Origin of the sequence: Mesorhizobium sp. BH1-1-4, from assembly GCF_020165665.1 — a bacterium.
Classification (GTDB): domain Bacteria; phylum Pseudomonadota; class Alphaproteobacteria; order Rhizobiales; family Rhizobiaceae; genus Mesorhizobium.
In genome coordinates this window covers 311,602-338,598 of the sequence record NZ_JAIUIN010000005.1, presented here as the reverse complement: position 1 = coordinate 338,598, position 26,997 = coordinate 311,602, and the positions used below count along the sequence as shown (strand labels likewise).

The 26,997-nt window shown below is 63.8% G+C and carries 20 protein-coding genes and 1 pseudogene; 5 read left to right on the top strand and 16 right to left on the bottom strand.

Annotated elements, in window-relative coordinates:
- Positions 1–24: 24 nt before the first annotated feature.
- The 4 genes from LB569_RS12740 to LB569_RS12725 all read right to left on the bottom strand — a co-directional run bounded on the left by LB569_RS12740 (position 25) and on the right by LB569_RS12725 (position 5,961).
- Positions 25–1,062 (bottom strand): SDR family oxidoreductase, encoded by a 1,038-nt coding sequence (locus LB569_RS12740; RefSeq protein ID WP_224692586.1) that lies wholly within the window; start codon positions 1,060–1,062, stop codon positions 25–27.
- Between the two features lie 35 nt (positions 1,063–1,097).
- The gene (locus LB569_RS12735) at positions 1,098–3,017 is read right to left on the bottom strand and encodes a potassium transporter Kup (protein WP_140701813.1); all 1,920 of its coding nucleotides are present in this window, start codon (positions 3,015–3,017) and stop codon (positions 1,098–1,100) included.
- Between the two features lie 191 nt (positions 3,018–3,208).
- A complete protein-coding gene (locus LB569_RS12730) occupies positions 3,209–5,122 on the bottom strand; it encodes a potassium transporter Kup (RefSeq protein ID WP_140701814.1) in 1,914 nt (637 codons plus the stop codon).
- A gap of 98 nt (positions 5,123–5,220) precedes the next feature.
- Positions 5,221–5,961 carry a pyridoxine 5'-phosphate synthase gene (locus LB569_RS12725; RefSeq protein WP_140702242.1) on the bottom strand — a complete coding sequence of 247 codons (741 nt, stop codon included), beginning with the start codon at positions 5,959–5,961 and terminating at the stop codon, positions 5,221–5,223.
- 159 nt (positions 5,962–6,120) lie between these two features.
- Here LB569_RS12725 and LB569_RS12720 point away from each other — a divergent pair, with 159 nt between their 5' ends.
- Positions 6,121–6,555 (top strand): STAS/SEC14 domain-containing protein, encoded by a 435-nt coding sequence (locus tag LB569_RS12720; RefSeq protein WP_224692585.1) that lies wholly within the window; start codon positions 6,121–6,123, stop codon positions 6,553–6,555.
- On the opposite strand, the gene LB569_RS12715 is transcribed toward LB569_RS12720, so the two are convergent.
- Positions 6,548–7,675: an ATP-dependent RecD-like DNA helicase gene (locus LB569_RS12715; protein ID WP_224692570.1), complete on the bottom strand. Its 1,128-nt coding sequence runs from the start codon at positions 7,673–7,675 to the stop codon at positions 6,548–6,550. The two genes, LB569_RS12720 and LB569_RS12715, sit on opposite strands and share 8 nt — an antisense overlap.
- Positions 7,676–7,882: 207 nt before the next feature.
- Here LB569_RS12715 and LB569_RS12710 point away from each other — a divergent pair, with 207 nt between their 5' ends.
- Positions 7,883–8,206: a hypothetical protein gene (locus LB569_RS12710; RefSeq protein ID WP_224540070.1), complete on the top strand. Its 324-nt coding sequence runs from the start codon at positions 7,883–7,885 to the stop codon at positions 8,204–8,206.
- Between the two features lie 29 nt (positions 8,207–8,235).
- Here LB569_RS12710 and LB569_RS12705 read toward each other — a convergent pair whose 3' ends face one another.
- From LB569_RS12705 to LB569_RS12655, 11 genes and pseudogenes are all read right to left on the bottom strand, one after another.
- A complete protein-coding gene (locus tag LB569_RS12705; protein WP_224540068.1) occupies positions 8,236–8,619 on the bottom strand; it encodes a nitrile hydratase accessory protein in 384 nt (127 codons plus the stop codon).
- Positions 8,606–9,265: a nitrile hydratase subunit beta gene (gene nthB / locus LB569_RS12700; protein ID WP_224540066.1), complete on the bottom strand. Its 660-nt coding sequence runs from the start codon at positions 9,263–9,265 to the stop codon at positions 8,606–8,608. Before nthB ends, LB569_RS12705 begins: the two co-directional genes overlap by 14 nt.
- On the bottom strand, positions 9,262–9,867 hold the full coding sequence (gene nthA / locus LB569_RS12695; protein ID WP_224692569.1) for a nitrile hydratase subunit alpha: 606 nt from the start codon (positions 9,865–9,867) through the stop codon (positions 9,262–9,264). The genes nthB and nthA overlap by 4 nt, the downstream gene beginning before the upstream one ends.
- Before the next feature lie 77 nt (positions 9,868–9,944).
- Entirely contained in the window at positions 9,945–13,106 is a 3,162-nt protein-coding gene (locus LB569_RS12690; protein ID WP_224692568.1) for an efflux RND transporter permease subunit, read from the bottom strand.
- Entirely contained in the window at positions 13,103–14,353 is a 1,251-nt protein-coding gene (locus tag LB569_RS12685; RefSeq protein ID WP_224692567.1) for an efflux RND transporter periplasmic adaptor subunit, read from the bottom strand. The genes LB569_RS12690 and LB569_RS12685 overlap by 4 nt, the downstream gene beginning before the upstream one ends.
- Before the next feature lie 321 nt (positions 14,354–14,674).
- Positions 14,675–14,995 (bottom strand): addiction module antidote protein, encoded by a 321-nt coding sequence (locus LB569_RS12680; RefSeq protein WP_224692566.1) that lies wholly within the window; start codon positions 14,993–14,995, stop codon positions 14,675–14,677.
- A 100-nt stretch (positions 14,996–15,095) separates the two neighbouring features.
- Positions 15,096–15,194: pseudogene (locus tag LB569_RS31940) on the bottom strand (type II toxin-antitoxin system RelE/ParE family toxin); the annotation flags it as partial.
- A gap of 185 nt (positions 15,195–15,379) precedes the next feature.
- Positions 15,380–15,976, bottom strand: coding sequence for a LysE family translocator (locus tag LB569_RS12670; protein WP_224692565.1), 597 nt, complete (start codon positions 15,974–15,976; stop codon positions 15,380–15,382).
- 117 nt (positions 15,977–16,093) lie between these two features.
- Positions 16,094–16,666, bottom strand: a complete 573-nt coding sequence (gene ilvN, locus LB569_RS12665) for an acetolactate synthase small subunit (RefSeq protein WP_140701825.1) — start codon at positions 16,664–16,666, stop codon at positions 16,094–16,096.
- 39 nt (positions 16,667–16,705) lie between these two features.
- Positions 16,706–19,795, bottom strand: coding sequence for a CHAT domain-containing tetratricopeptide repeat protein (locus LB569_RS12660; RefSeq protein WP_224692564.1), 3,090 nt, complete (start codon positions 19,793–19,795; stop codon positions 16,706–16,708).
- Between the two features lie 39 nt (positions 19,796–19,834).
- Positions 19,835–21,631: an acetolactate synthase 3 large subunit gene (locus LB569_RS12655; RefSeq protein ID WP_224692563.1), complete on the bottom strand. Its 1,797-nt coding sequence runs from the start codon at positions 21,629–21,631 to the stop codon at positions 19,835–19,837.
- Positions 21,632–21,998: 367 nt separating this feature from the next.
- On the opposite strand from LB569_RS12655, the gene LB569_RS12650 reads away from it, so the two are divergent.
- The 3 genes from LB569_RS12650 (at position 21,999) to LB569_RS12640 (ending at position 26,961) form a co-directional block, all read left to right on the top strand.
- A complete protein-coding gene (locus LB569_RS12650; RefSeq protein ID WP_224692562.1) occupies positions 21,999–23,921 on the top strand; it encodes a sigma-54-dependent Fis family transcriptional regulator in 1,923 nt (640 codons plus the stop codon).
- 122 nt (positions 23,922–24,043) lie between these two features.
- Positions 24,044–24,928, top strand: a complete 885-nt coding sequence (locus LB569_RS12645) for a GyrI-like domain-containing protein (protein ID WP_224692561.1) — start codon at positions 24,044–24,046, stop codon at positions 24,926–24,928.
- Between the two features lie 224 nt (positions 24,929–25,152).
- Complete coding sequence (locus LB569_RS12640) at positions 25,153–26,961, top strand: NAD(P)/FAD-dependent oxidoreductase (RefSeq protein WP_224692560.1); 1,809 nt, start codon at positions 25,153–25,155, stop codon at positions 26,959–26,961.
- Positions 26,962–26,997 lie beyond the last annotated feature (36 nt).

The window sequence follows — 26,997 nt, the reverse complement described above, 5'->3', positions numbered from 1 at the left end:
GCGGGAAGTCTTCCCCCCCCCCCGCTACTTCGATGCCTTGAGCAGCCCAAGCCGGATCAGGCTTTCGCCGGTCGCCGCCAATGCGTCCTCGCGTGAGCGCGGCGCCCAGCCGAGCATGCGCACCGCCTTGGCGTTGGTGGCGTTCTTGACCTTGCCGAGTTCCGTCACGAGTTGCGCGGCTTCCGCGTTGAACAGCCCCACCACCCGCACCAGCCAATCGGGAAGCTCCCGCGTCGAGACCCGCGATGCGGCCGCGCCGAGCCGCGTCTTCACTGTCCGCGCGATCTCCCGCACGGTCATGAAATCGCCGGCGACCGCCAGGAAACGCTCGCCCCTGGCGGCGGGATTGGTCATGGCGCGCACATGCAGGTCTGCCACGTCGCGCGCATCGACCACGCCGAAGGACAGGCGCGGCAAGCCAGGCATTGCGCCGTTCATCATGCGCTGGACGAATTCGGTGGAGGTCGAATGGTCGGAACCCAGCACCGGTCCGAAAATGCCGACCGGATTGACGACCGCCAGTTCCAGGCCGCCACCCTCGGCGGCGATGAAATCCCAGGCCGCGCGCTCGGCAAGCGTCTTCGACTTCACATAGGCGCTGACCTTGGCCGCCGGATCGGTCCAGCTCTCCTCGGTGAACGGCTGGCCGGGCGGCATCTTGCCATAGCCGATAGCGGCGAAGGATGACGTCAGCACGACGCGTTTGACGCCGGCGGCTCGCGCCGCCCTGAGCACCCGCAAGGCGCCTTCGCGAGCCGGAACGATGAGCTCATCTTCATGTTTCGGCACGCCGGACGGAAACGGCGATGCAACATGCAGGACATAGTCACAGCCGGCGACGGCCTCCGGCCAGCCGGCGTCGGCCGTGAGATCGGCGATGGCAAAGGAGAGCCTGCCGGCCGGATCGGTGCCCGCGCCCTTCAGCATGGCGATAACGTCGGCTTCGCGCTTGCTGGACCGCACTGTCGTGCGCACGCGGTAGCCGGCGTCGAGCAAGGCCAGGATGCAATGCGCGCCGAGGAATCCCGATCCGCCGGTGACAAGCACCAATTCACCACTCATGACCGCCTCCCCTCGAGCCGAGGCGATCGAACTCGTCAGATCGCCACCTGCGTGCCGATTTCTACCACACGGCCGGTCGGAATCTGGAAATATTCGGTGGCATCGGCCGCCGTGCGCGCCAAGCCGATGAACAGCCGGTCCTGCCATACCGGCATGCCGGAATTGGGCGAGGCTTTCAGCGAGCGCCGTGACAGGAAGAAGGACGTCGTCATGATGTCGAACTTCCAGCCCTGCTTGCGGCAGATCGCCAGCGCGCGCGGAATGTTGGGCTGCTCCATGTAGCCGAAGGTCAGCGTCACCCGCATGAACAGCTCGTTGACCGTCTCCATCTTGACCCGGTCGCTGTCGGGCACGACGGGCTGAGGAGCGGTCACCACCGAAAGGATGACGTTCTGCTCGTGCAGCACCTTGTAGTGCTTTAGGCTGTGCATCAGCGCGGTCGGCGCGCTCAAGGGATCGCTGGTCAGGAACACGGCGGTGCCCGAGACCAGCTGCGGCTTCTTCTTCAACAGATTGCCGGCCAGGAAATCGAGCGGGATCTCGTTGCGGCGGGTCTTGTCGAAGAGATAGCGGCTGCCGCGCACCCAGGTCCACATGCCGAGCACAATGGTGAAGGCCACGACCAGCGACGCCCAGCCGCCTTCGAACACCTTGACGATGTTGGAGGCGAAGAAGCCGACGTCGATGAAGGCGAACAGCACCGTCAGCGGGATCGCCACCGACAGCTTCCACTTCCAGATACGGGTCATGACGACATAGAGCAGTACCGTCGTTACCAGCATGTTGCCGGTTACCGAGATGCCGTAGGCGGACGCCAGCTTGCTGGATTCGCCGAAGCCGACCACCAGCATCATCACCACCAGGGCCAGCAGCAGGTTGACGCGCGGCATGTAGATCTGGCCGGACTGCTTTTCCGACGTATGCAGGATTTCAAGCCGCGGCAGCATGTTGAGCTGCACCGCCTGGCGGGTCAGCGAGAAAGCCCCCGAAATGACCGCCTGGCTGGCAATGACGGTCGCCGCTGTCGCCAGCACCACCATCGGGATCAACGCCCAGCCTTCGTTCATTTCGAAGAACGGATGCCCGACCACGCCGTTCTTCGCCAGCACGAAGGCGCCCTGCCCGGCATAATTCAACAACAGGCAAGGAAACACGATCGACAGCCAGGCCAGCACGATCGGCTTGCGGCCGAAATGGCCGAGATCGGCATAGAGCGCTTCGGCGCCGGTGACGGCAAGGAAGATGGCGCCGATGGTGACGAAGGCGACATCGGGCGAATGGATCAGGAAGGCGACGATGTAGTGCGGGCTGATCGCCCACAGGATCTCCGGATCGGCGATGATGTGGTTGAGGCCGGACAGGCCGATGGCCAGGAACCAGATCGCGGTCACCGGGCCGAAGACCAGCCCCACGCCGCCGGTGCCGAAACGCTGAACCGCGAACACCATGGCCAGGATGACCAGCGTCAGCGGCACGACATAGGGCTGGAAGGTTGGGGTGACGACATTCATGCCCTCGACCGCCGACAGCACCGAAATCGCCGGCGTGATGACGGCGTCGCCGAAAAACAGCGAGGCGCCGACGATGCCAATGCCGAGCATCAGCGCCGAGCGCTTCGGAAAGCTGCCGCGCGCCAGCGCCATCAGCGACAGCACGCCGCCCTCGCCGCGATTGTCGGCGCGCAGCACGAACATGATGTATTTGATAGTGACGATGATCGTCAGCGACCAGATGATCAGCGACAAGACACCGAGAATGTCGCCACGGTCGGCAACTTGCCCGCCCGACGACGCGACCAGCGCCTCGCGGAACGCATAGATCGGGCTGGTGCCGATATCGCCATAGACCACGCCCAGCGCGCCTAGCATCAACACCTTGGTGCTGTGCTGCTCGATTTCAGGATGGCTCGATTGGTCGACGGGTTCTGCCTCACTACCAGCATTGGCAAGGGCCATGTACGACACTCCGATAAACGCGCGGTGCTCTACGCTTGCTGCAATGCAATATCAAGTGCCGTAGCGTTAGGCACCCATATTCGCAGCGCGCGGCTTGTTGCGGGCGACTTCTCGCGGATGTCTGTCCAAGCGACGTTCGCAAGGCTCACGTCCGGAGCCATCGCGAACTCATGGGCCTGCGAGCAGGTCTGTTAAATGGCGACCTGCGTGCCGATTTCAACGACGCGGCCGGTCGGGATCTGGAAATACTCCGTCGCATCCGCCGCCGAGCGCGCCAGGCCGATGAACAGCCGGTCCTGCCACACCGGCATGCCGGAATTGGGCGAGGCTTTCAGGGAGCGCCGCGACAGGAAGAAGGACGTCGTCATGATGTCGAACTTCCAGCCTTGCTTGCGGCAGATCGCCAGCGCGCGCGGAATGTTGGGCTGCTCCATATAGCCGAAGGTCAACGTCACCCGCATGAACAGCTCGTTGACCGTCTCCATCTTGACCCGCTCGCTGTCGGGCACGACGGGCTGCGGCGCGGTCACCACCGAAAGGATGACGTTCTGCTCGTGCAGCACCTTGTAGTGCTTGAGGCTGTGCATCAGCGCGGTCGGCGCGCTCAAGGGATCGCTGGTCAGGAACACCGCGGTGCCCGACACCAGATGTGGCTTCTTCTTCAACAGATTGGCGGCCAGGAAATCGAGCGGGATCTCGTTGCGGCGCGTCTTGTCGAAGAGATAGCGGGTGCCGCGTATCCACGTCCACATGATCAGCCCCATCAGGCAGGCAACGGTGATCGATACCCAGCCACCTTCGACGATCTTCACGACATTGGCCAGGAAGAAGCCGCTGTCGATGACGCCGAACAGCAAGGTCAGCGCCAAAGCCAGCGCCAGCTTCCATTTCCACATCTTGCGCATCACCACGAACAGCAGGATCGTGGTCATCAGCATTTCGCCGGTCACCGAGATGCCGTAGGCGGAAGCCAACGAACTCGAACTGCCGAAACCGACGACCAGCAGCATCACCCCCATCGCGATCAGCAGGTTGACGCGCGGCATGTAGATCTGCCCGGACTGCATTTCGGACGTATGCTGTACCTCGATGCGGGGCAGAAGATTGAGCTGCACCGCCTGGCGGGTCAGCGAAAAAGCCCCTGAAATGACCGCCTGGCTGGCAATGACGGTCGCGGCCGTTGCCAGTCCCACCATCGGCATCAGTGCCCAGTCAGGCAGCATCTGGAAGAAGGGATTGGTCGGTCTTCCGCCATTGGCGAGCACAAAGGCGCCCTGCCCGAAATAGTTGAGCAGCAGGCAGGGGAAAACCACGGAGAACCAGGCCAGCACGATGGGCTTGCGTCCGAAATGGCCGAGATCGACATAAAGCGCCTCGGCTCCGGTCACCGCCAGGAACACGGCGCCGACAGTGACGAAGGCGGCGGTGGGTGTGCTGGCCAGATAGGCGACCGCGTAATAGGGATTGATGGCCAGCAGGATCGATGGGTCATCCAGCAAGTGATAGAGCCCCGCGACGCCGATGGCCAGGAACCACAGCGCCGTCACCGGCCCGAACACCGCCGCGACCTTTCCCGTGCCGAAGCGCTGCACGGAGAACAGGATGGCAAGGATGACCAGCGTGATCGGCACGACATAGGCGTCCAGCGTCGGGGTCACCACTGTCAGGCCCTCGACCGCCGACAGCACCGAGATGGCCGGGGTTATGATCGAATCGCCGAAAAACAGCGCCGCGCCGCAAAGGCCGATCACGAGGATCAGCCGGGCGCCCTTGGGATAGGCGCTGCGCGCCAGAGACATCAGCGACAGCGTGCCGCCTTCGCCCTTGTTGTCGGCGCGAAGCACGAAGGCGACATATTTGATGGTGACGATGATCGTCAGCGCCCAGACGATCAGCGACAGCACGCCAAGCACGTGAACGCGCGTATCCATGCCGGGCGAAGCGTGAAGTGCCTCGCGGAAGGCGTAGATCGGGCTCGTGCCTATATCGCCATAAACGACGCCGAGCGCGCCCAGCATCAGAACCTTTGTGCTGTGCTGCTCGACCCCGGCATGGCTCGATTGCTCGACGGTTTCAGCCTCGCTCCCGCTATTGGCAAGGGCCATCGACCACTCCCCGACAAGCGCGCTGTGCTCTATGCATGCCGCGATACGACATCAAGGTGCACGCAATGACTGCCATATTGCAAAGCGAAGCTCTACCCCTACCAGCCGCAAGCCTTGAGAAACCGACCCACCGTGCCGGCCATGCCATACTCCAATGCGTCGGCTGTCAACCCATGTCCGATCGACACTTCGGCCAATGCCGGAACGCGCCTTGCCAGCGCGGGTAGATTGGCCACCGTCAGATCGTGCCCGGCATTGACCTGGAGACCGGCGGCAAAGGCCGCGTCGGCCGTTTTCCCCAGTCTTTCCAATTCCTTGGCCGCCTTGCCGGAATCGGAATGGTAACTGCCGTAAGGACCGGTATAGAGTTCGATGCGATCGGCGCCCGTATCGCGCGCGGCCGCTATCCCGGCGGGATCCGCGTCGGAAAACAGTGAGACCCTGAACCCGCCCTTTTTCAGACGCCTGACGACAGGCGTCAGGAACGCCGCTTGCGCCGCGAAGTCCCAGCCATGGTCGGAGGTCGCCTGTGCCGGATCGTCGGGCACCAGCGTCACCTGTTCGGGCTGATTCTTCTCCACGAGCGCCAGGAAATCCTCGCTTGGATAGCCCTCGATATTGAATTCCGCCCGCGGGAATTCATCGTCGATCAGCGCCCTGATCAGGGGCAGGTCGGAATGCCTTGTATGACGTTCGTCGGGGCGCGGATGCACCGTCAGCCCATGCGCTCCGGCGGCAAGGGCAAGGCGGCCGACACCGATCACATCGGGCCATGGCAGGTCGCGCCGGTTGCGCAGCATGGCGATGGCGTTGAGGTTGACGGAAAGCTTGGCGGGCATGGTTTGGCGTCCGTGAAACAGGCGATCGAGGCGCGCCACGCTCATTCGTTCCGGCACGGCGCATTTGAGACGGCGCATCTATAGCGTCTTTGACGGGAACAGATAGGGCCTTTCCGGTGTTCCAGAAGACCAGGATATTCAGCGAAAGGAGGCACCGCCTTGAATTTCCTCCAATCCGTGCCGGCGATCCGCCGCATCGACACCAGCCGCGACGACCTTTTCGCCATCGATGTGGTTGGCCATGTCTCGGCCGCCGATGCCGAGAATCTGTTCGGCCTGCTGGAGGCGGCCTATTTGCTCCATCCGAGAATCGACGTGGCCGTGCGCATAGTCGATCACGACGGCGTCGACTGGGTCGATATCTCCGATGAGACCATCAAGAAAGGCGCCGTTCACGCATTGGAACATATTGGCCGTTGCGCGGCGATCGGCACCCCTGACTGGACGCCGAACGCACGACACGCTTTGCCCGTTTCGTCGCCCGTCGAATTCAGGCATTTCAAGATCGAGGACGAAGCCGCTGCCTGGGAATGGCTCGGCGCGCGGCCGACGAGTGAGGAAGCCAAGGCCGCTCCCGCCGAGCCTTCTACCTGACGATGGTCAGGCGTTCGGCGGCCCGGGTGATGGCTGTATAAAGCCAGCGCTGGCGCGTTTCCTTGAAGGCCCAGCTTTCGTCGAACAGCACGATCTCGTTCCACTGCGAACCCTGCGCCTTGTGCACGGTCAGCGCATAGCCATAGTCGAAATCGTCGAAACGCTTCTTCTGCTGCCAGGGGATTTCGGCGTCGGGATCCTCGAACGCCGCCTTGAGCAGCTTGATCTTGGCGACACCGCGATCCGGATCGTCCTCCTCGGGCGAAACCAGAAGGTTGATGCCGGGCTTTATCGTCTCGCGCGACGAGGTCATCACCTTCCACAGCGACCCGTTGAGCAGGCCCTTGGCCGGATCGTTGCGCAGGCAGACCAGCTTGTCGCCCGCCTGTGGGTAATCGGCATTGAACCCCTTCAGTTCGCGCAGGCGCTTGTTGTAGCGCCGCCGCGTGCGGTTGGTGCCGACCAGCACCTGGTCCGCCTTGAGCACCAGCTCCTGATTGACATCTTCCTTGCCGATCACCTGCGCCATGCCATAGTCGCCGCGCATGAATTCGCGCCCCTCGCGCACGTCGAGCGCTAGCCGGATGATCGGATTGTCGCGCGCCTGCCGGTGAATTTCGGTCAGCAGCACATCCGGCTCGTGCTCGGTGAAATAGCCACCGCCCGAAATTGGCGGCAACTGCGCCGGATCGCCCAGCACCAGGATGGGCGTACCGAAACTCTGGAGGTCGCGGCCAAGCTGCTCGTCGACCATCGAGCATTCGTCGATGACCACAAGCTTGGCGCGCGAGATCGGGCTTTGCCGGTTGAGCGAGAAGGTCGGCGACATCGAGGTTTTGCCGGTCACCTCGTCTTCGACCGATTCCTCGCCCTTGGGCCGGTAGATCAGCGAATGGATGGTGCGGGCATTGGTGGCGCCCTTGGAGCGCAGCACCTGCGCCGCCTTGCCGGTGAAGGCGGCGAACTGCACCTGCCCGTCGACATGTTCGGCGAAATGGCGCGCCAGCGTCGTCTTGCCGGTGCCGGCATAGCCGAACAGCCGGAAGATCTGCGGCCGGCCTTCCTTCAGCCAGCGGGCGACCGCCTGCAGCGCCTCATCCTGTTGGGGTGAAAATTCCATCAGATCGTGTGACCGGATTCGCGAGAGAAAGACAAGATAGCCGCCATGCATCGACGCTACCGGCGCCGAACGCCCTGCCGCAGATTATCAAGCGAAGACAAGAACGTAAAGGGAACAAAAATCCATGTCTCGATTTGAAGCGACAGTGGGAACTAGAGGTTAAGGCGCCTAAGTTAGCAAGGCAGCACTACCAAGGATTGAGAGCACATGAAGTTGGTCATGGAAGGACAACCACTACTCGTCCACCTTGCGGTGTGGGCGTGTGTTGCCGTGTTTCTCGTCAGCTTTTTGGGAGTGCTTTGCGGTATCTATCTCGCCCTGACCAGGACGGAAGCGCTTGTAACCAAGGTCGATGAAAGAGCTCTGCCATATTGGGAGCGGGCTGCACGCAAGAACAGTCGAGTGAGCAGCATCTTGGTCCAAAGTGAATTTAAATACCTGCGCCGACTCATGTTCTCTGCAATAGCCGGTAGTCTCGCCTCCTTCGGCAGTCTTCTCCTTATTATCCGTGTTTTTGGTACGCGCACGTAGGTCCATTCGGGTCGCGGGCCACGGCGACCTTACTCGGTGTGGCCACCACCTACGGTCGGCCCGGGATCGTTCTCCAGCAGGATCGGCTTGCCATGCGGCGTGGCGTGCGCGGCGCGCTCCCAGGACTGCGCCATCGCGTCGACATCGGGTTTGGCGGCCAGCCCCTTGGAGGCGAGCAGCCCTTCCAGCGCCGCCAGCCAATGCTCGTAATAATCATGGCCGTCGGCGGCCGCACCCGGCCTCTTCACCTCGGCTGACAAGGCGTCCGCCCACTCGATCCACGAAAACAGGCCCTTGTCGTGCAGCGCCACAGTCATGGCAAAGGCTTCGGCCTGCCATGGCTCGGCGAACACCGGTGCGTCGAAGCCGGCGGGCAAACCGGCGGCGGGCCCGTTCGCCTCAGGCCGGCTCAAGATAACTCTCCCAGGCGTCGATCGAGACGGTCAATGTCGGGTCGGCGCCCTCGCCCCAGATTTCGCTCCCGTCGAAGACCACGGTGTAGACCCATTGCGGATTTTCGCCCTGCCCATGCGCGTTGCTGTCGGGAAAGACGAAGCCGTCGCGGACCGCCTCGATCGTGCCCTGCTTGTCGCGCGCATAGCGCGGCAACCTGGTATGGCCGGTCGGGTTGAAGTTTTTGGTCCGCACTGGATCACCGGCCTTGAAGCGCGGCGCTGTGCCGACCGGCCGGTCGCACGGACCGCCCTTGGCCAGCACAGCGGGAACGTTTTCCGCCTTGAGCACCCTTTTGGGCGTTGCCGCCGGATCGATCGCCTCGCCCGCCGCGAGATCGCGCGCGCTGACGAAACCATGCCGCTCGAGCAAGATCTCAAGCGCCTTGATCCAGATCTGATAGTAGCTGGAGCCATAATAATCGGCCGGATGCAGCGATTCCCGCGCGTGCCGGCTCTCGTCGATGTTCCAGGCGCCCATGCCGCCGGCGCAGAGCGTCACGCCGAGCGCCCGCCTCTCCCATTCGGCATGGAAATACGGCTCATCCCGTTCGGGCGCGACCGGCCCGAAACCCATCTGTCCGCCGAGATCCTGCGGCCCGTTCATGCGGGGTGACTTGCCAGAGCCGTGCCGATCATGGCATCGCGGCTCACCAGCTCGGACAGCCGCTCCTCGCTCCAGCCTTCGGTGCCCTCCGGTCGCATCGGCACGACGAGATAGCGCAGTTCCGCTGTCGAATCCCAGACGCGTATCTTCGTCCCGGCCGGTAGCACCAGCCCGAACTCCTCGAGCACGCCGCGCGGATCGATCACCGCGCGCGACCTGTAGGGCGGCGCCTTGTACCACACCGGCGGAAGGCCAAGCACGGACCACGGATAACAGGAGCACAATGTGCAGACGACGAGGTTGTGGGTATCCCCGGTATTGAACACCGCCTGCATATGCTCGCCTTGCCGGCCGGTATAGCTCAGCGATTCGATCGCCGCCGTCGCGTCGCGCTTCAGCCACGCGGCAAAAGCGGGATCGTTCCAGGCTTTCGCGACGACCCTGGCGCCGTTGCGCGGGCCGATCTTGGTCTCATAGGTATCGACGATGACGTCGATCGCCGCCGGATCGATCAGCCCCTTGCGGGTCAGGATGGTTTCCAGCGCGCGTACCCGCGCCGCAAACGGATCGAGTTCGTTGTCGTGGTCATGATCATGGGACATGACGGCAAACTACGGTCCCGCCCCGCCGGCTGCAAGCACCACGGCTTGGGCCAAGCTTCTACCATGTCGGTTGCTCGTTACTCGGCGGCCGTCTTCTGCGGCTCGCCCGGGATGTCGTCGTTGGTGCCGAACAGCGAAGGCTGATCGCCCTCTTCGACCACATACGGCTCGGCCTTGCGCTTGGGCATGAGCCCGACCAGCCAGCCGGAGAAATTCTCCATGTAGACATAGATCACCGGCGTCACGAACAGGGTCAGCGCCTGCGAAGCCAGCAGGCCGCCGACGACGGCGACGCCCAGCGGCTGGCGCAGTTCGGCGCTGGCGCCGGTGCCGAGCGCGATCGGGAACGTGCCCATCAGTGCCGCCAGCGTCGTCATCATGATCGGCCTGAACCGCATCAGGCAGGCCTTGTGGATGGAGTCCCTGGCCGACATGCCTTCTCGTCGCAGCTCGAGCGCGACGTCGACCATCATGATGCCATTCTTCTTGACGATGCCGATCAGCATCAGGATGCCGATCACCGCGATCACGGACAGATCCATGCCGGCGAAGCGCAAGGCGACAACCGCCCCGAGCACAGCCGATGGCAGGCCGGTCAAGATGGTGAGCGGGTGGATGAAGCTCTCATAGAGGATGCCAAGCACGATATAGATGGTCAGGATCGCGCCGCCGACCAGAAGACCCTGGTTGGCCAGCGAATCCTGGAAGGTCTTGGCCGTGCCGGCAAAGGAAGTCGAGATCGCCGTCGGCATGCCGATCTGCTCTTTCAGCGCGTCGATGCGTTTCACACTGTCGCCCAGCGCCACGCCTTGCGGCAGATTGTAGGAGATGGTCACGGCCGGTAGCTGGCCGAGCTGATTGACGGTCAGCGCTCCGGCCGTGCGGTCGACCCGGGCGAAGGCGCCGAGCGGCACCAGGCTGCCGCTCGCCGTCCTCATCTGGATGGCGAGCATGCGTTCGGGCGACCATTCGATCTTGGGATCGAGTTCGGTGATGACCTCGTAGCTGTCGGCCGAACCGAAGATCGTCGAGACCTGGTCGGTGCCGAACCCGCCATAAAGTGCCGAGCGCAGCGTGTCGGTGTCGATGCCGAGCTGGGCGGCCTTGTCGCGATCGACCACCAGCGACGCCTGCAGCGCATTGTTCTGCAGATCGCTGGTGACATCGGTGAAGGTCGCATGGTCGGCCGCCATCGCGTCATTCAGTTTCTGCGCCCAGGTATCGGTCAATCCGGTATCGAGGCCCTGAACCACCAGCTGATAGGCGCTGGCCGACGAACGTGAGCCGAGCCGCAGATTCTGCACCGGCTGCATGTAGGTCTCGATGCCCGCCACGCCGGCCAGTTGCTTGCGCAGATCCGAAAGCACCTTCTCGATATTGGGACGCTGGTCCTTGCCCTTGAGCTGGACGAAGAGCTGGCCCTGGTTGAGCGCATTGTTGCCGCTGCCCGCCGACCACGCGACATGGTCGACATAGGGCGATTTCGAGAACACGGCCGCCACCTGCCCTTGCAGCTTGGCCATGGCGTCGAACGAGATATCCTGGCGCGCGATGGTGGTCACCGATATCTGGCCGATATCCTCCTGCGGGAAGAAGCCCTTCGGCGAGACCTCGATCAGCCACACCGATGCCGCAGCGGTGCCGATGAAGACCAGGAACACCAGGAAGGTGTGCCGCAGGCAGAAGGTCAGGATCCGGTCGTAGCCGCGTGTGACGAGGTCGTGCTTATGGCCTGTACCGTGCGCCTCGCGGTCGGCCTTGGTCACCGACAGCAGCCGCGAGCACAGCATCGGCGTCAGTGTCAGCGACACGAACATGGAGGCCAGGATGGCGACGGTCACCACGACGGCGAACTCGTTGAAGATGCGCCCGATCACGCCGCCCATCAAAAGCACCGGGATGAACACGGCCACCAACGAGATGGAGATCGAGATGATGGTGAAGCCGATCTCGCGCGCGCCCTTCAGCGACGCGTCGAAGGCCGACAGCCCATCCTCCTCCATGTGCCGGAAGATGTTTTCCAGCATCACGATGGCGTCGTCGACGACGAGGCCGACGGCGAGCGTCAGGCCCATCAGCGAAATGTTGTCGATGGAAAACCCGAACAGGAACATCGCGCCCAGCGTGGCGATCAGCGAGATCGGCACAGCCACGGCCGGAATGATCGTCGCCGTCACCCGGCGCAGGAACACGAAGATCACCATCACCACCAGCGCGATGGTCAACAGCAGCGTGAACTGCACGTCGTCGACGGCCTGGCGGATCGAACTCGAACGGTCGTTGAGCAGCTTGATCTGGGCCGCCGCCGGCATCTGGTCCTGGAAGGATGGCAGCATCGCCTTGACCTTGTCGACGACGTCGACCGTGTTGGCGTCTGGCTGGCGCTGCACCGCCATGATGATCGCGCGGGTGCCGTCGTACCAGCTCGCCGTCGTCGTCGTCTGCACGGAATCGACGACACGGGTCACCTCGCCCAGCCGCACGGGATGACCGTTCTTGGTGGCGATGATCAGGTTGGAAAAGCCGGCGGCGTCGGTCAGCTGCGTGTTGGCGGTGATGGTCAGCTGCTGCTTGTTGTTCTGCAGCACGCCAAGCGGCGTGTTGCTGTTGGCGGACGCGACAGCCGCCTGCAGCTGGTCGATCGAGATGCCGCGCGCGGCAAGCGCGGTCGGATCGATCTGGATGCGCACCGCGTATTTCTGCTGGCCGAAGATCGACACCTGCGCGACGCCGTCGATGGTCGACAGCGACGGCGAGATGACGTTTTCGGCGAAGGCATCGAGGTCGGTCAGCGGCACCGTGTCGCTGACCAGGGACATCAGCAGGATCGGCGCATCGGCCGGATTGACCTTGCGATAGCTCGGCGGCGCCGTCATCTGCGGCGGCAGCGATTTCTGCGTGCGCGCGATCGCCGCCTGGACGTCTGCGGCGGCCGCGTCGATGTCGCGGTTGAGGACGAACTGGATGGCGATCGAGGTCTGGCCGAGCGAGTTGGTGGTCGAAATGGAATCGATGCCGGCGATGGTCGCGAACTGCTTGATCAGTGGCGTCGCCACCGATGTCGCCATGGTCTCCGGCGAGGCGCCAGGCAGCGAGGCCGAGACGTTGACGACAGGGAATTCGGCGCTCGGCAGTGCCGCCACGGGCAGGAATTTGTAAGCGAACAGTCCGCCCAGCACGAGGGCGAACGACATCAGCAGGGTGGCGACTGGCCGGCGGATACAGAATTCGGAGATCATTGGGCTGCCTCGGCAACCTTGGGCGCCTCGGCACTGGCCGTCGCCTTGCCTTCATGCACGGCCGCGCCGTCCTTCAGCCTTGTCTGGCCTTCCGTGACGACCTTCTCGCCGCTTTTCAGCCCCTGGCTGATGGCGCTGTTCTCGCCTTCGGTCAGCGCCACCTGCACCGGCCGCATCTCGACCGTGTTGTCAGGCTTGACCACATAGACGAACGGCCCCTTTTGGCTGGGCTGGACGGCGACGGTCGGGACCGATGTCATCTTCGGCATGATGCCGGCATCGAGGATGACGTTCACATACTGGCCCGGCCACAGCGAAAGATCGGCATTGGGAATGCTTGCCCGCGTGGCGATCGTGCCCGAGGCGGTGTCGACGCTGGAATCGACGAAATCGAGCGTGCCCTTGCCGATCGGCGTCGGGTCGCCATCCTTGGTCAGCGTCACCGCGTTCTGCCGCGGGTTTGCAAGCGCCTTGTGCAGCAGCGCCAGGTTGCTTTCCGGCAGGTTGAAGTTGACCTGCAGCGGGTCCATCTGGGTGATGGTCACCAGCGGCGTCGCCGTGCTGCTGTTGCCATTGCTGACGGTCACGAGGTCGCCGACTGCGACATTCACGGCACCCAGCCTGCCAGCGATCGGCGCGGTGATGGTGGCAAAGCCAAGCTGGACATTGTCCGCGTCGATCGTCGCCTTGTCGGCATCGACGGTCGCCGCCGCCGCCTTCTGCGCGGCAACGGCCTGGTCGTATGTCTGCTGCGTGCCAGCCTGCTTGGCGACAAGGTCCTTGGCGCGCTGGAGATCGGAATTCGAGCTGGCAAGCAGCGCCTGGTCCTTGGCGAGCGCTGCCTGGTCCTTGGCGAGTTGCGCCTTCAGCGCCCGGTCGTCGAGCGAGAACAGGAGGTCGCCCGCCTTCACCATCTGCCCGTCCTTGACGTCGATGGACACGATCTGGCTGGAAACCCGCGCGTTGATGTTGACCACGGCCGGAGAGGAGACGAAGCCGATCGCATAGCGGCGGATCGGGAAATCCGCGGTCGTTGCCGTCGCCGAAACGATCGAGGCCGAACGCGCACCATTGCCGCCTGCCTTGTCCCCCGCCGCTGGCTTGTCGGCCGCCGCCTTGTCTGTCGCGGCGACCTGCTTTGTGCCGAGGAGCTGCTGGGCCTTGTTGAGCGCGTCAGGCGACAGATAGAGCCAGCCCGCGCCGATACAGACGACCGCCAGCAACGAAAGAATGACTTTTCCACGCATCGACAAAAGACCTCTCCGTCCGACACGCCATAGCCAGGTGGTCGTATTCTAGCGCAATTCACGGCTCACTGCCGCGATTTCGCCGAATAGATAGGACGCGCGTTTGTCGGAAAAGGGCCAAAACACGGCATTACGAAGATTTAATGTGCACTGCACAATAGGTAGGCAGCCGGGTCCAAAGGACACATTCGGCGAAATCACGCCTATCGTCCGGTCTGAACCAAGCCGGCTTTGGGAGCATTTCGCGCCCTGAGGTACGGGAGCAAGCCATCTCGTCGAAGCCAGCAGACGCAACGTTGGCCGCGTCGCTTCCGTGGCGAGTCAGCCTGCGAGGCGTGCCTCGGCATGATTGTCCGTTGGTACGGGCTCGGCCGTCAATCTTAGCCCGAGCGCCTTCATGACGCCGAGCAGGGTTGAAAGCTTGGGATCGCCCTTGTCGCTTAGAGCCTTGTACAGCGCCTCTCGCGTCACGCCGGCGTCCTTGGCAATGGATGTCATGCCCCGAGCCCTGGCCACGTTGCCAAGCGCATGGGTGATGAGGGCGGGATCGCCGTCTTCGAACGCCGCTTCGATATAGGCAAAGACCGCCTCCTCGGTGTCGAGGAATTCCGAAGCATCCCATTTGGTGGTTTCGATGGTCATTTGACCTCCTTCGCCATGCCGATGGCTTTCTTGATGTCAGCCTTTGTGACGACTTGTCGCCGCCGCAGAGCAGGATGATGATCGTATTGCCCGCCTTGACGAAATAGATGCGATAGCCCGGCCCATGGTCGACCCGCAATTCGCCGATGCCATCGAAAAACTTGGCATCGCCAACGTTGCCAAGCTCGACGCGATCGATCCGAATTTGAATGCGAGCCTTCGCGCGGACATCCTTGAGGGACTTGAACAGCCGACGAATTCAGCTGTTTTCCGGACTTCGATCATGGATCGTTTGTAATCCATAGTTCACAAATAGTCAAAACGGATGTGAACTGGAATTCACAGAATGTCCCCGCCTCGTACCGCGCTTGGAAGCCCTTTCACTTACCGAAGCATCGGCCAAAGCGTCGCCGCCAGCAACGCACCCATGGCGATGTTGAACCATTTCAGCCGCACCGGGTCCGACAGGAAACCGCGAAGCGCCGTGCCGAACCCTGCCCACACCGAAACGCTGGGAAGATTGACCACGGTGAAAGCCACGCCGATCAGAATGACGGACAGGAATGGCCGCTCCGGATTGGTGTAGACGGCCATCGCGGTGATGGCCATCACCCAGGCCTTGGGATTGACCCATTGGAAGGCCGCCGCATCGATGAAGCGCATCGGCCGCGCATTCGTCTCACCCTTGCCGCTGAGCGAGCGCGACATGGCGATCTTCCAGGCCAAGTAGAGCAGATAGACGGCACCGGCGATCTTCAGCCCGGTGTGCAATGCCGGGAATGCGGTTAGCACCGCGCCAAGCCCGAAGCCGACAGCGAGCAACAGGACGAGAAAACCAATGCTGATGCCCAGCATGTGCGGTATCGTCCTGGCGATGCCGAAATTCACGCCGGAAGCCAGCAACATAAGGTTGTTCGGCCCCGGCGTGATCGAGGTCACGAAGGCATAGACGAGCAAGGCGAGGAATGCGTCGAGTGACATGATATCCTCCCAGATACGTCAGTATCATTGTCGCTTTTCAGGGGCTTCGCAAAGGCCACCGCCCGGCTGGCGGTCAAACCAAGCGTTGCCGGCGACGGCCTCCTTGCGCAGTCAGGCCTACATCCCCTGTGGGCCGCGGTTCATTGCCGCCACGCCGGTACGGCAGATTTCGACCAGGCCGAGCGGCTTCATGATGGCGATGAACTGGTCGAGCTTGGAGCCCTTGCCGGTGATCTCGAAGATGAAATGCTCGGTGTTGGCGTCGATGACGCTGGCGCGGAAGGCGTCGGCGAGCCTGAGCGCCTCGACCCGGGAATCGCCGGTGCCGGCGACCTTGACCAGCGCCAGCTCGCGCTCCAGCGGCCGCTCCTGGCCAAGCTCGTGCGAGCGGACGGTCAGATCGACCACGCGGTGCACCGGCACGATGCGTTCGAGCTGGTTCTTGATCTGCTCCATCACATGCGGCGTGCCGCGCGTCACGATAGTGATGCGCGACAGGTGCTTCTCATGTTCGGTCTCCGAGACGGTCAGGCTCTCGATGTTGTAGCCGCGCCCTGAAAACAGGCCGATCACCCGGGCAAGCACGCCGGGCTCGTTGTCGACCAGGACGGAAAGCGTATGGATCTCGGGCCGCTCCGTCTCCTTGGCGATGAAGTAGGCCGAACCGGTGGGTTGAAGGTGCTGTGCCATGGTCTTGTCCTGTGTCTGGCCGGTCTGTGGCCGGTTCTGTCAATGTTCAAAGAGAATGTAGGCGCTGGTCAATTCGGGCGCGAAGCCGTCGATCTTGCCGGCCCAGGCGTCGCGTTTGGTCTTGATGAAGGCATCGGCATAGCTGATGCCGCCATCGAACAGGTTCTCGTAGAAGCGCGCCATGAATTGCATCGTCGCCGCGTCGCCGACCTCCTCGACGGTCAGCAGCGTGCGCCGCGCGCCGGCGACCGACAGCGCGAGCGGCAGGCCGCGCACGGTGGAGGTGACGCCGATATCGCCGAGCGCGGTATCGCAGGCAGAGACCACGACGAGTTGCGAGGAACGCAGGTTCCAGCTCAACAATTCGCGCGCATAGACGATGTTGTCACCGTCCCACTCCTTCGGCTCGTCCGCCGGCTTGGCATCGGACAGCACGAAGCCGGCATTCATCAGCCGCTCGGACAGCCCTTCGCCGCGTTCGAAGAAGCCATGCGTCGAAAAATGCACGATCGCCTTGCCGTCGGCTGCAGCGCGCATCGCCGCCTCGCCGCCGTCATTGCCCTCGGCGAGTTGTACCGCCATGCCCTTGTCGCGGGCGAGCTTTGCGATCTTCTCGACCTCCGTGCGTGAACCCGGCAGGTAGCCGTCGCCGACACCGTTCCCGTAGAAAAGACCGCCCGCCAGAAGCATCGCGTCGCTGGCCGACGGCCGGTCTTGCCTGGCCCGGAATTCGTAGGCCTGCCGGCTGGTGGCCGTGTGCATGTCGACCAGTTCGCCCAGCCGCTTGCCGCCGCCCGGCCGCAGTTCTGCGAAATCGACCTGATAGAGAAAATCGGCGGGAATGACGTAGAGCGCCTTGGCGTCCTTCGCGGCGTCGCCGAGGACAGTGGCGAGCTTGGCGGTGAAGCTTTGTCCCGAACCGGTCTTGCCCTTACGCGCGTCGACCGCATCGACTTCGATCACCTGTGCCGGCCCGGCTGCACGCGAGATCGTGGCGAAGACGCGGTATCGATCCGGAGTACCGCCCCTGTCCGCTGGCCATTCGCCTATGATCGCCAAATCGACGATGACCTCGCCCTCGGCCGGCCTGGCAAGCGGCTTGGCCTCTTGCGGCGCGCTGTAGATCCACGATGCGATCGGTTGCTCGCCGCGCTTTTCCAGCGCCGCGTTCAATGCCTTGCGGGAATCCTCCATCGCCTGCCGCTGCGGTGCCAGCGCGTCCGTATAGAGTGTTGCCGTGACGATCTCGCGGAAGCGGCCGAAATTGCTGAAATAGGTCTTGATGAGGTCGCGAAGCGTCTTGTCGTCGGTGGTCTCGGCCTCGGCGCGCAACTGCCGCTCGGCGCCGCGCGTCAGCGTCTTCCAGTTGTCGAGCATGGCGGCGAAAAGATCCGCCGCGTCGGCGTTGCGGGTCGCGAAATCGGCGAGCGAGCCCAGCATGTCGTCGGCAAGGACGCGCTCGGCCTGCCCGGCGCGCAGGCTCCCCGAGGCCGAAACGCTGGACTGCCCCCAGTCGAACATGACGGCGTCGAGCGTGCGGTAGCTGTCCACCGCGGCCTTGGGGTCCGTCTTTTCCTGCAGCCTGGCCTGCGCGAGTTCGGCCTCGAAAGTCATCGGCTGCGCGTCGCCGAGTCTCTCCTTGGCGATCGCCACGGCATGTTCGCGATAGGCTTCGGCATCCTCGGTCAGCCCCATCGCCTCCGCCTTGTCGGCGAAGAGGTCGAAGAAGGCCAGCGACTGCTCGATATCGGCGCCGTCGGTGAAATCGGTCGTGTCGCGCGCCTGGATCTGCTTGCGGCTCAATTGGCGCTCGCCAAGACGCAGTTGCGCATAGGCCTGCCAGCGCTCGATCTGCCTGCGGTAGCCCTCGTTGAATCCCGGCTGGGCGACAATGCCCGAGATCACCGCCAGCACCGACCGGGCATCCTTCCAGCGCTCGGCCTCGAGCAGGTCATGCGCCATGTTCATGGCCGAAATCACCGTGTCGCCGGCGCCGCCGCCAAGCGCCTTGAAGCGCTTGTCGTAGGCGTATTTGTCGAATTCGAGTGCCGCAATCGGCAATTTCAGCGAGCGCAGCACCGCGGCGCGGTTGTTCATCATGCGCCAGAGATCGGCATTGTCCTCGCCCAGAGACTTGAGGCCGGTCTCGTAGATGAACTGGTAGGCGGCCTCCGCCGACGCGAGCTGACCCCAGGCATGCAGCGTCTGCGCCAGCCCGTCATAGGCCGACAGGGCCTCGGTGCTGCCCATGCCGAAATGATCGGCCAGGATGTTCAGGGCGCGCAAACCGAACCGGTTGGCCTGGTCATACTCCTTCTGGTCGCGCAGAAAGGCGGCGAGGTTGAACTGGAGGAACCCCGGGCCCGGCCCGGTATCGGTCTCCATCAGCTTGGAATCGAGGCCGCGCTGGAAGATGCGCTGCGCCGCATCGGCGTCGGCAAAACGGTTGAAGCTGTCGCCGGCCTGCCCGACCGTCTTGAAGAACAGATCGCCATGGCCGCCGAGTTCCATCGCATTGAGCGCCGACAGCAGCCGTTTTTCGGCGACGTCGGCGCGCTTGGCGGTGAGCTGCGAATAGGCGGCGTCGACACGCGCATTGAGCGCGTCTTCCGAATCCGGACCGGACCGCTGCGCGATCGCCTCGACACGAAGGTCGAGCAGCCTGTCCTGTTCCTCCGCCCGGCCTGTGCGGCCGGCGGCGTCGGCCAGGAGCAGCGCGAACTCGTCCGCGCGCCTCTGGTCGAGGTCGCGGATGATGCCGTCCGCGCGCCCGATCAGCGTGTCGTGGAGGTCCTGCCATTCGCCGGCAAACATGTCGGCCCGCGCCAGCATGTAGCCGGCATAGGCGGCCGCTTTCGGATCGCGCCTGGCGAAACTTCCGTCCATCAGGGCCAACGCCTTCTTGCGGGCGCCGGCAAAATCCGATTTGCGGATCGCCGTCTCGATCGCCTGGATCTCCGGCGGCCAGGGCGCGGCGGCCGTGTTCGTGGAGGTCCGCGCGCCGGTCGCCGGCGAGGCCTGTTCGGCCAAGGCGGCCGTGGCCGATGCAAAGGCGAGCGCGCCCGCCAGCGCTAGACGCACTATTCGCCGGCGCGGCGAACAGATCGTGGCAAGGTCCGGACGCGCCATGTTCTCGGCCGCAAGCAAAGCCTAGGTCCCTATCCCGGTCTACACCAGTTCCCTGCCCTTTGCGTCGATGGCATTGGCCACGGCCTCGTCGGTGGCCTCGTCGGGCAACAGCATCTCATTGTGCGCCTTGCCCGAAGGGATCATCGGGAAGCAGTTGGCCAGTGTCGCCACGCGGCAGTCGAACAGCACCGGCTTCCTGACCGAGATCATCTCCTTGATCGCATCGTCCAGCTCGTCGGGCTTCTCGCAGCGTATGCCATGGCCGCCATAGGCCTCGGCCAGCTTGACGAAATCAGGCATCGCCTCGGTGTAGGAATGCGACAACCGATTGCCGTGCAGCAATTGCTGCCACTGGCGCACCATGCCCATATACTGGTTGTTGAGGATGAAGATCTTGATCGGCGCGTCGTGCTGCACGGCCGCACTCATCTCCTGCATCGTCATCTGCACCGAGGCGTCGCCGGCGATGTCGACGACCAATGCGTCGGGATGCGCGATCTGCACGCCGAGCGCGGCCGGCAGGCCGTAACCCATCGTGCCCAGGCCGCCCGATGTCATCCAGCGGTTCGGCTTGTCGAAATGATAATGCTGCGCCGCCCACATCTGGTGCTGGCCGACCTCGGTGGTGATGTAGGTGTCCATGTCCTTGGTCAGTTCATAGAGCCGCTGGATGGCGTATTGCGGCATGATCACGTCGTTGTTCATCTTGAAGGCGAGTGAATCGCGCGCGCGCCATTTGGCGATCTGCTCCCACCAGGGATAGAGCGCCTTCTTGTCGGTCTTGGCGGTCGCCCGCCACAGCCGCACCATGTCTTCCAGCACCCGGCCGACATCGCCGATGATCGGCACCTCGGTGTGGACGTTCTTGTTGAGCGAGGACGGATCGATGTCGATATGGATCTTGCGCGAGTTCGGCGAGAAAGCGGTTAGCCGTCCGGTGATGCGATCGTCGAAACGCGCGCCGATGCAGACCATCACGTCGCAGTCATGCATGGCCATGTTGGCTTCGTAGGTGCCGTGCATGCCGAGCATGCCCAGCCAGTTCTTGCCTGACGCAGGATAGGCGCCGAGACCCATCAGCGTCGAGGTGATCGGGAAGCCGGTGAGATCGACCAGTTCGCGCAGCAGATGGCTCGCTTCCGGACCGGAATTGATGACACCGCCGCCCGAATAGATGATCGGCTTCTTGGCGCCAGCCATCAGTTCGACCGCGGCCTTGATCTTTTCCAGGTCACCCTGGACCTTGGGCTGGTAGCTGGTGCGCGGCGCGATCTGCGGCGGGACGTAGATCCCCCTGGCGAACTGCACATCCTTCGGGATGTCGACCACCACCGGGCCGGGACGGCCGGTCGTGGCGACATGGAAGGCCTCATGGATGGTCGCGGCGAGCTCGTTGACGTCCTTCACCAGCCAGTTGTGCTTGGTGCAGGGTCGCGTGATGCCGACCGTGTCGCATTCCTGGAACGCGTCGGAGCCGATCAGCGAGGTCGGCACCTGGCCGGTGAGACACACCAGCGGGATGGAATCCATCAGCGCGTCCTGCAGCGGCGTCACCGCATTGGTGGCGCCGGGACCCGAGGTCACCAGCATGACGCCCGCCTTGCCGGTCGACCGCGCATAGCCCTCCGCCGCATGGCCGGCGCCCTGCTCGTGCCGCACCAGAATGTGCTCGACCTCGTCCTGCTGGAAAATTTCATCGTAGATGGGAAGGACGGCGCCGCCGGGATAACCGAAGACGTGCTTGACGCCATTGTCCTTCAGCGCCTGCACCACCATTTCGGCGCCCGTCATTTCCCTGCTTGCCATCTCGCGCCGCTCGCTTTGTCCATTGCTCATCGGTCTGGTCCCGTACTGTCCGCCATCTGGCGTTTGCTGGTCGTTTAGTCGTGTTTCAGGCAATAAAAAAGGCCCCCGAGGGAGCCTGTGTGTTGCGCATGGGAGGTTTTCGCCCGGCGGTTACACCGCCTTGCCCACGCGCCTTCCTACGAGAATGAGTGCCGTTTTCATGGTGGCGGACCATAAAGGCGAACGCGCGGGGTCGTCAATGGGGTACGGCACGAATTCACTCAGCCGTGAGATCGGCTCCGCCGCGCGCTACCATAGTACAGTTGAGCCCGTCTCGTCGACGCACCACTATGCCAGGCCAGTTGCCGGCCTGCTGATGTCGTTAGCCGGGCTGACGACACGTCTGGGAGGACGAGGTTTGGCAGGCGAACGGGAGCATATCCGCGAGATCGAGCAGGTCCTGTCCGGCGGGCGATCGGCGCGCGACGAGGTCGTGGTGAAGTCGTGGCTGCGCTGTGTCGGCACCCATCGCCTCGACCCGGCCAGGCCGACCGAGGCCTATATCGTCCCTGACACCCAGTTGCGCGAGCACCGCGAACAGTCCGAGCGGCTGATCGCCATCGCCCGCAGCGGCCTGGAGACGCTTTTCAAGCAGGTGGCAGGGCAGAACTATGTGCTGCTGCTGGCCGATGCCAAGGGCGTTACGGTCGACTTCCTTGGCGACCCGCTGTTCATGGATCAGTTGCGCACGGCGGGGCTTTATCTCGGTTCCGAATGGTCGGAGAGCCGCACTGGAACCTGCGGCGTCGGCTCCTGCCTCGTTACCGGCGAAGCAATGACGATCCACCAGACCGATCATTTCGACACCACCCACACGCCATTGTCCTGCACGGCCGCACCGATCTTCGACACCAGGGGCGAATTGACCGCGGTGCTGGATATCTCCCTGCTGCGCTCGCCGCAGCCCAAGGTCAGCCAGAACCTCGCGCTGCATCTGGTGACGGCGTCGGCGCGACGCATCGAGCTCGCGAACCTGATGGCGCAGATGCACTCGGAATGGGTGCTGCGCTTTTCCCGCTCGCCGGAATTCCTCGACGTCGACCCAGAGGCCGCCATCGCCCTCGACGCCTCCGGCCGCATCCTCGGCACGACGCGCGGCGGCGCATTGCTGCTCGCCCAGGCGGGAGGGATCGACTGGCGGCAATCGCCCTCCCCGGTCGGCCAGCCGATCTCGCGCTATCTCGATATCAGCGTTGACGACCTGCCGCAGTTGACGCGTGGCCGCCCTACGGAGGAGCGGCTGGTGTTCGGGCGCAGCGGCAGCGCGCTCTTCGCCCACGCCATCGAGCCCCAGCCGCCAACCGGACGCCGCGCCCCGGTGGAGACGGTGCCGAAGCCGATCAGCGACCTCTCGGGCGGCGATCCGGTCATGGCGGCGATGCAGCTTCGAGCCGCGAAGCTGGCACGCACGACCATTCCGATCGTGATCCATGGCGAGACCGGTTCCGGCAAGGAATATCTCGCTCGCGCGATCCACGACTGCTCGCATCGCGCCGGCCCGTTCGTCGCCATCAACTGCGCGGCCATCCCCGAGCATCTGATCGAGAGCGAACTGTTCGGCCACACGCCAGGCGCCTTCACCGGGGCCGCGGCCAGGGGCCGCAAGGGATTGATCGAGAGCGCCGACGGCGGCACGCTGTTCCTCGACGAGATCGGCGACATGCCTTACCCCCTTCAATCGCGGCTTCTGCGCGTGATAGCGGAACGCGAACTGATCCCGGTCGGCGGCATCGAGCCGCGACACGTCGACATCAAGATCATTTCCGCCTCGCACCATGACCTGCGCAAGCTGGTCGCCGACGGCCGTTTCCGCGAGGATCTGTTCTACCGGCTGAACGCCGCCGCGCTGACCTTGCCGGCGCTGCGCGAACGCACCGATTTCGAGTGGCTGCTGGACCGGCTGCTGGATCAGCGCGCGGGCCTTGCCGGGCGGACGGCAAGGCTGTCGCCGGCGGCGCGCCTGGCCCTGATCCGTCACGGCTGGCCGGGCAACATCCGCGAACTCGTCAATGCCATGGATCTGGCAATGACGTTGTGCGATGGCGACATGATCGAGCCCGCCGACCTGCCGGACTTCGCGTCGCCGCTTCCGCCGCCGCCCGCCCCGCCCGCCCGCCTGGTTGCGCTGCGCGCGCCGTCACCCGAGGAGGAGCGCGCGGCGCTGCTGGATGCTCTCGCGACCGCGGGCTGGAACATCTCGGAAGCCGCGCGCCTTCTCGGCGTCGACCGCACGACGGTGCATCGCCGTATGAAGCGGCTGCGGCTCGATGCTCCCAACTAGGCTGCAGGTCCGCTCATAAACGGTCCTTGGCGACGTCCCGATACCTGTGACAAAACCGCAAGATCGGTCGAGCGTTTCATGTCCGCGTGCCCTTAATTGGTGCTGCCACGGAGAACGGAACGATGAAGGCGGCGCTTCAAAACTACCATGTCCGGATGCAGCGGGTGCTGGATCACATCGACCAGCATTTGGACGGCAATCTCGACCTGGACGCGTTGAGCGGCGTCGCTGCATTTTCCAAATACCATTTCCACCGGCAGTTCACGGCAACCTTCGGGCTGTCCGTGCATCGCTATGTCCAGCTTGCCCGTATGAAGCGTGCTTCGCACCGGCTGGCCTCGAGCGAGGCCCATAGCGTCACGGACATAGCGATGGATGCCGGCTACGATGCACCTGATGCGTTCGCCCGCGCCTTTCGGCGACGGTTCGGGCAATCGCCTTCGTCGTTCCGGAAATCGCCCGACTGGGCACCGTGGCTTGCGGCCTTCGGGCCTCTGGACAACGCTAGGAGCAAGCTCATGCAGATTACCTATGACCACGACGACGTGACGATCCGCGATATGCCCCCAACCCCGGTGGCGATCATGGAGCATCGAGGGGACCGGGCGACGCTCGGCGACACGATCCAGCGGTTCATCGCCTGGCGCAAGGCCGCCGGCCTGTCACCCGAGACGAGCCCAACCTTCAACGTCTTCAGGTCCGAGCGGATTCCCGCGGTCCCCGCCGACTACAGCATGGACCTGTGCGTCGGGACCGACCTGCCGATTGATGCCGATGACGGACAGATGAAGGCCGGCGTGATCCCCGGCGGACGCTGCGCGGTGCTGCGTGTCGTCCACAATACCCACAATCTGGAGCCCGCCGCGCTTTACCTTTATCGCGATTGGCTTCCCGCCAGCGGCGAGGAAGCGCGTGACTTCCCGATCTATTGCCGACGACACTTTTCGTTCTTCCCGAACGTGCCGGTGCATGACGTGGTCGTGGAATTGTTCCTGCCGCTAAAGTAGCGCCCTGTGACGGGGCGTGATCTACTCTGGTGTTGCATCGACCGTGGCGTACCATGGCGCATGCAACACCGCCGCAACGGCCCGCAACACCGGAAGTCGCGAGGCCGTACTGATTTCACGACGATTTCCGCCGTGCGGCGTGGTTGGCATGCCCTTTGCCTAGGCTCTAGGCATCATCTGGCGCCTGGAGGAGGAGCCATGAACCCGACACCGGAGGAGAAACCATGCTCGAAAGAACACCCACCACAAAGGCGCAGGCGCTGCTCGACAAGTTCGGCAAGGCGCTGGAGACCGGCGACATCGACGCGGCGGCCAATTGTTTCCAGGCGGATTGCTACTGGCGCGACCTCGTCACCTTCACCTGGAACCTGAGGACGATGGAGGGCCAGGACCAGGTCCGCGACATGCTGAAGGCGACGCTGGCCGAGACCGGGCCGAGCGACTGGAAGGTGGCGCAGGGCGAGGAAGCGACCGAGGCGGATGGCGTCACCACCGCCTGGATCACCTTCGAGACCAAGGTGGCGCGCGGCTTCGGCCTGGTGCGGTTCAAGGGCGACCTGATCTGGACCTTGCTCACCACCATGGCCGAACTCAAGGGCCATGAGGAGAAAGCCGGCTTCACCCGTCCGCTCGGCGCCAAGCATGGCCATGGCAAGGACAGGAAATCCTGGCGCGAGGAGCGTGACGACGAACTCGCCGAGCTTGGCCGCGGCAAGCAACCTTATGTCGTGATCATCGGCGGCGGCCAGGGCGGCATTGCGCTCGGCGCGCGCCTGCGCCAGCTTGGCGTGTCGGCTATCATCATCGAGAAGAACGAGCGTCCCGGCGATTCCTGGCGCAAGCGCTACAAGTCGCTCTGCCTGCACGATCCGGTCTGGTACGACCATCTGCCCTATATCGACTTCCCCAGGAACTGGCCGGTCTTCGCGCCGAAGGACAAGATCGGCGACTGGCTCGAGATGTACACGAAGGTGATGGAGCTGAACTACTGGTCCTCCACCTCGGCGAAATCCGCGAAATATGACGAGAAGGCCGGGGAATGGACCGTCGTGGTCGAACGCGACGGCGAAGAGATCGTGCTTAGGCCCAGGCAGTTGGTACTGGCCACCGGCATGTCCGGCAAGGCGAACTGGCCGAAATACAAGGGCCAGGACATCTTCAAGGGCGAGCAGCAGCATTCCTCGACCCATCCCGGCCCGGACAAATACCGCGGCAAGAAGGTCGTGGTCATCGGTTCCAACAACTCCGCCCACGACATCTGCGCGGCTCTGTGGGAGGCAGGCGCGGACGTCACCATGGTGCAGCGTTCCTCCACGCACATCGTCAAGTCCGACACGCTGATGGATATCGGGCTGGGCTCGCTCTATTCCGAGCAGGCGGTCGAGAACGGCATGACGACACGCAAGGCCGACCTCATCTTCGCCTCCCTGCCCTACCGCATCCTGCACGAATTCCAGATCCCGCTTTACCAGCAGATGAAGGAACGCGACGCCAAGTTCTACGCGGATCTGGAAAAGGCCGGCTTCCTGCTCGACTGGGGCGATGACGAATCGGGCCTGTTCATGAAGTATCTTCGCCGTGGTTCGGGATACTACATCGATGTCGGCGCCTGCGACCTCGTCATCGACGGCTCGATCAAGCTCAAGAGCGGACCGGGCGCGGCGGTGGAGGAGCTGACGCAAACCGGTGTCAAATTCGTCGATGGAAGCGAGTTACCGGCAGATCTGGTGATCTACGCCACCGGCTACGGCTCGATGAATGGCTGGGCGGCGGACCTCATCTCGCAGGAGGTGGCGGACAAGGTCGGCAAGGTATGGGGTCTTGGCTCCGACACCGCCAAGGACCCCGGCCCCTGGGAAGGCGAGCAGCGCAACATGTGGAAGCCGACCCAGCAAGAGGCGCTGTGGTTCCACGGCGGCAACCTCCACCAGTCGCGCCACTATTCGCAGTATCTGGCGCTGCAGCTGAAGGCCCGGCAGGTCGGATTGCCGACCCCGGTCTACGGGCTGCAGCAGGTCCATCACAAGGCTTAGCCGGCATCCCTGGGAGCACCCCTGCTTCCTTATCAC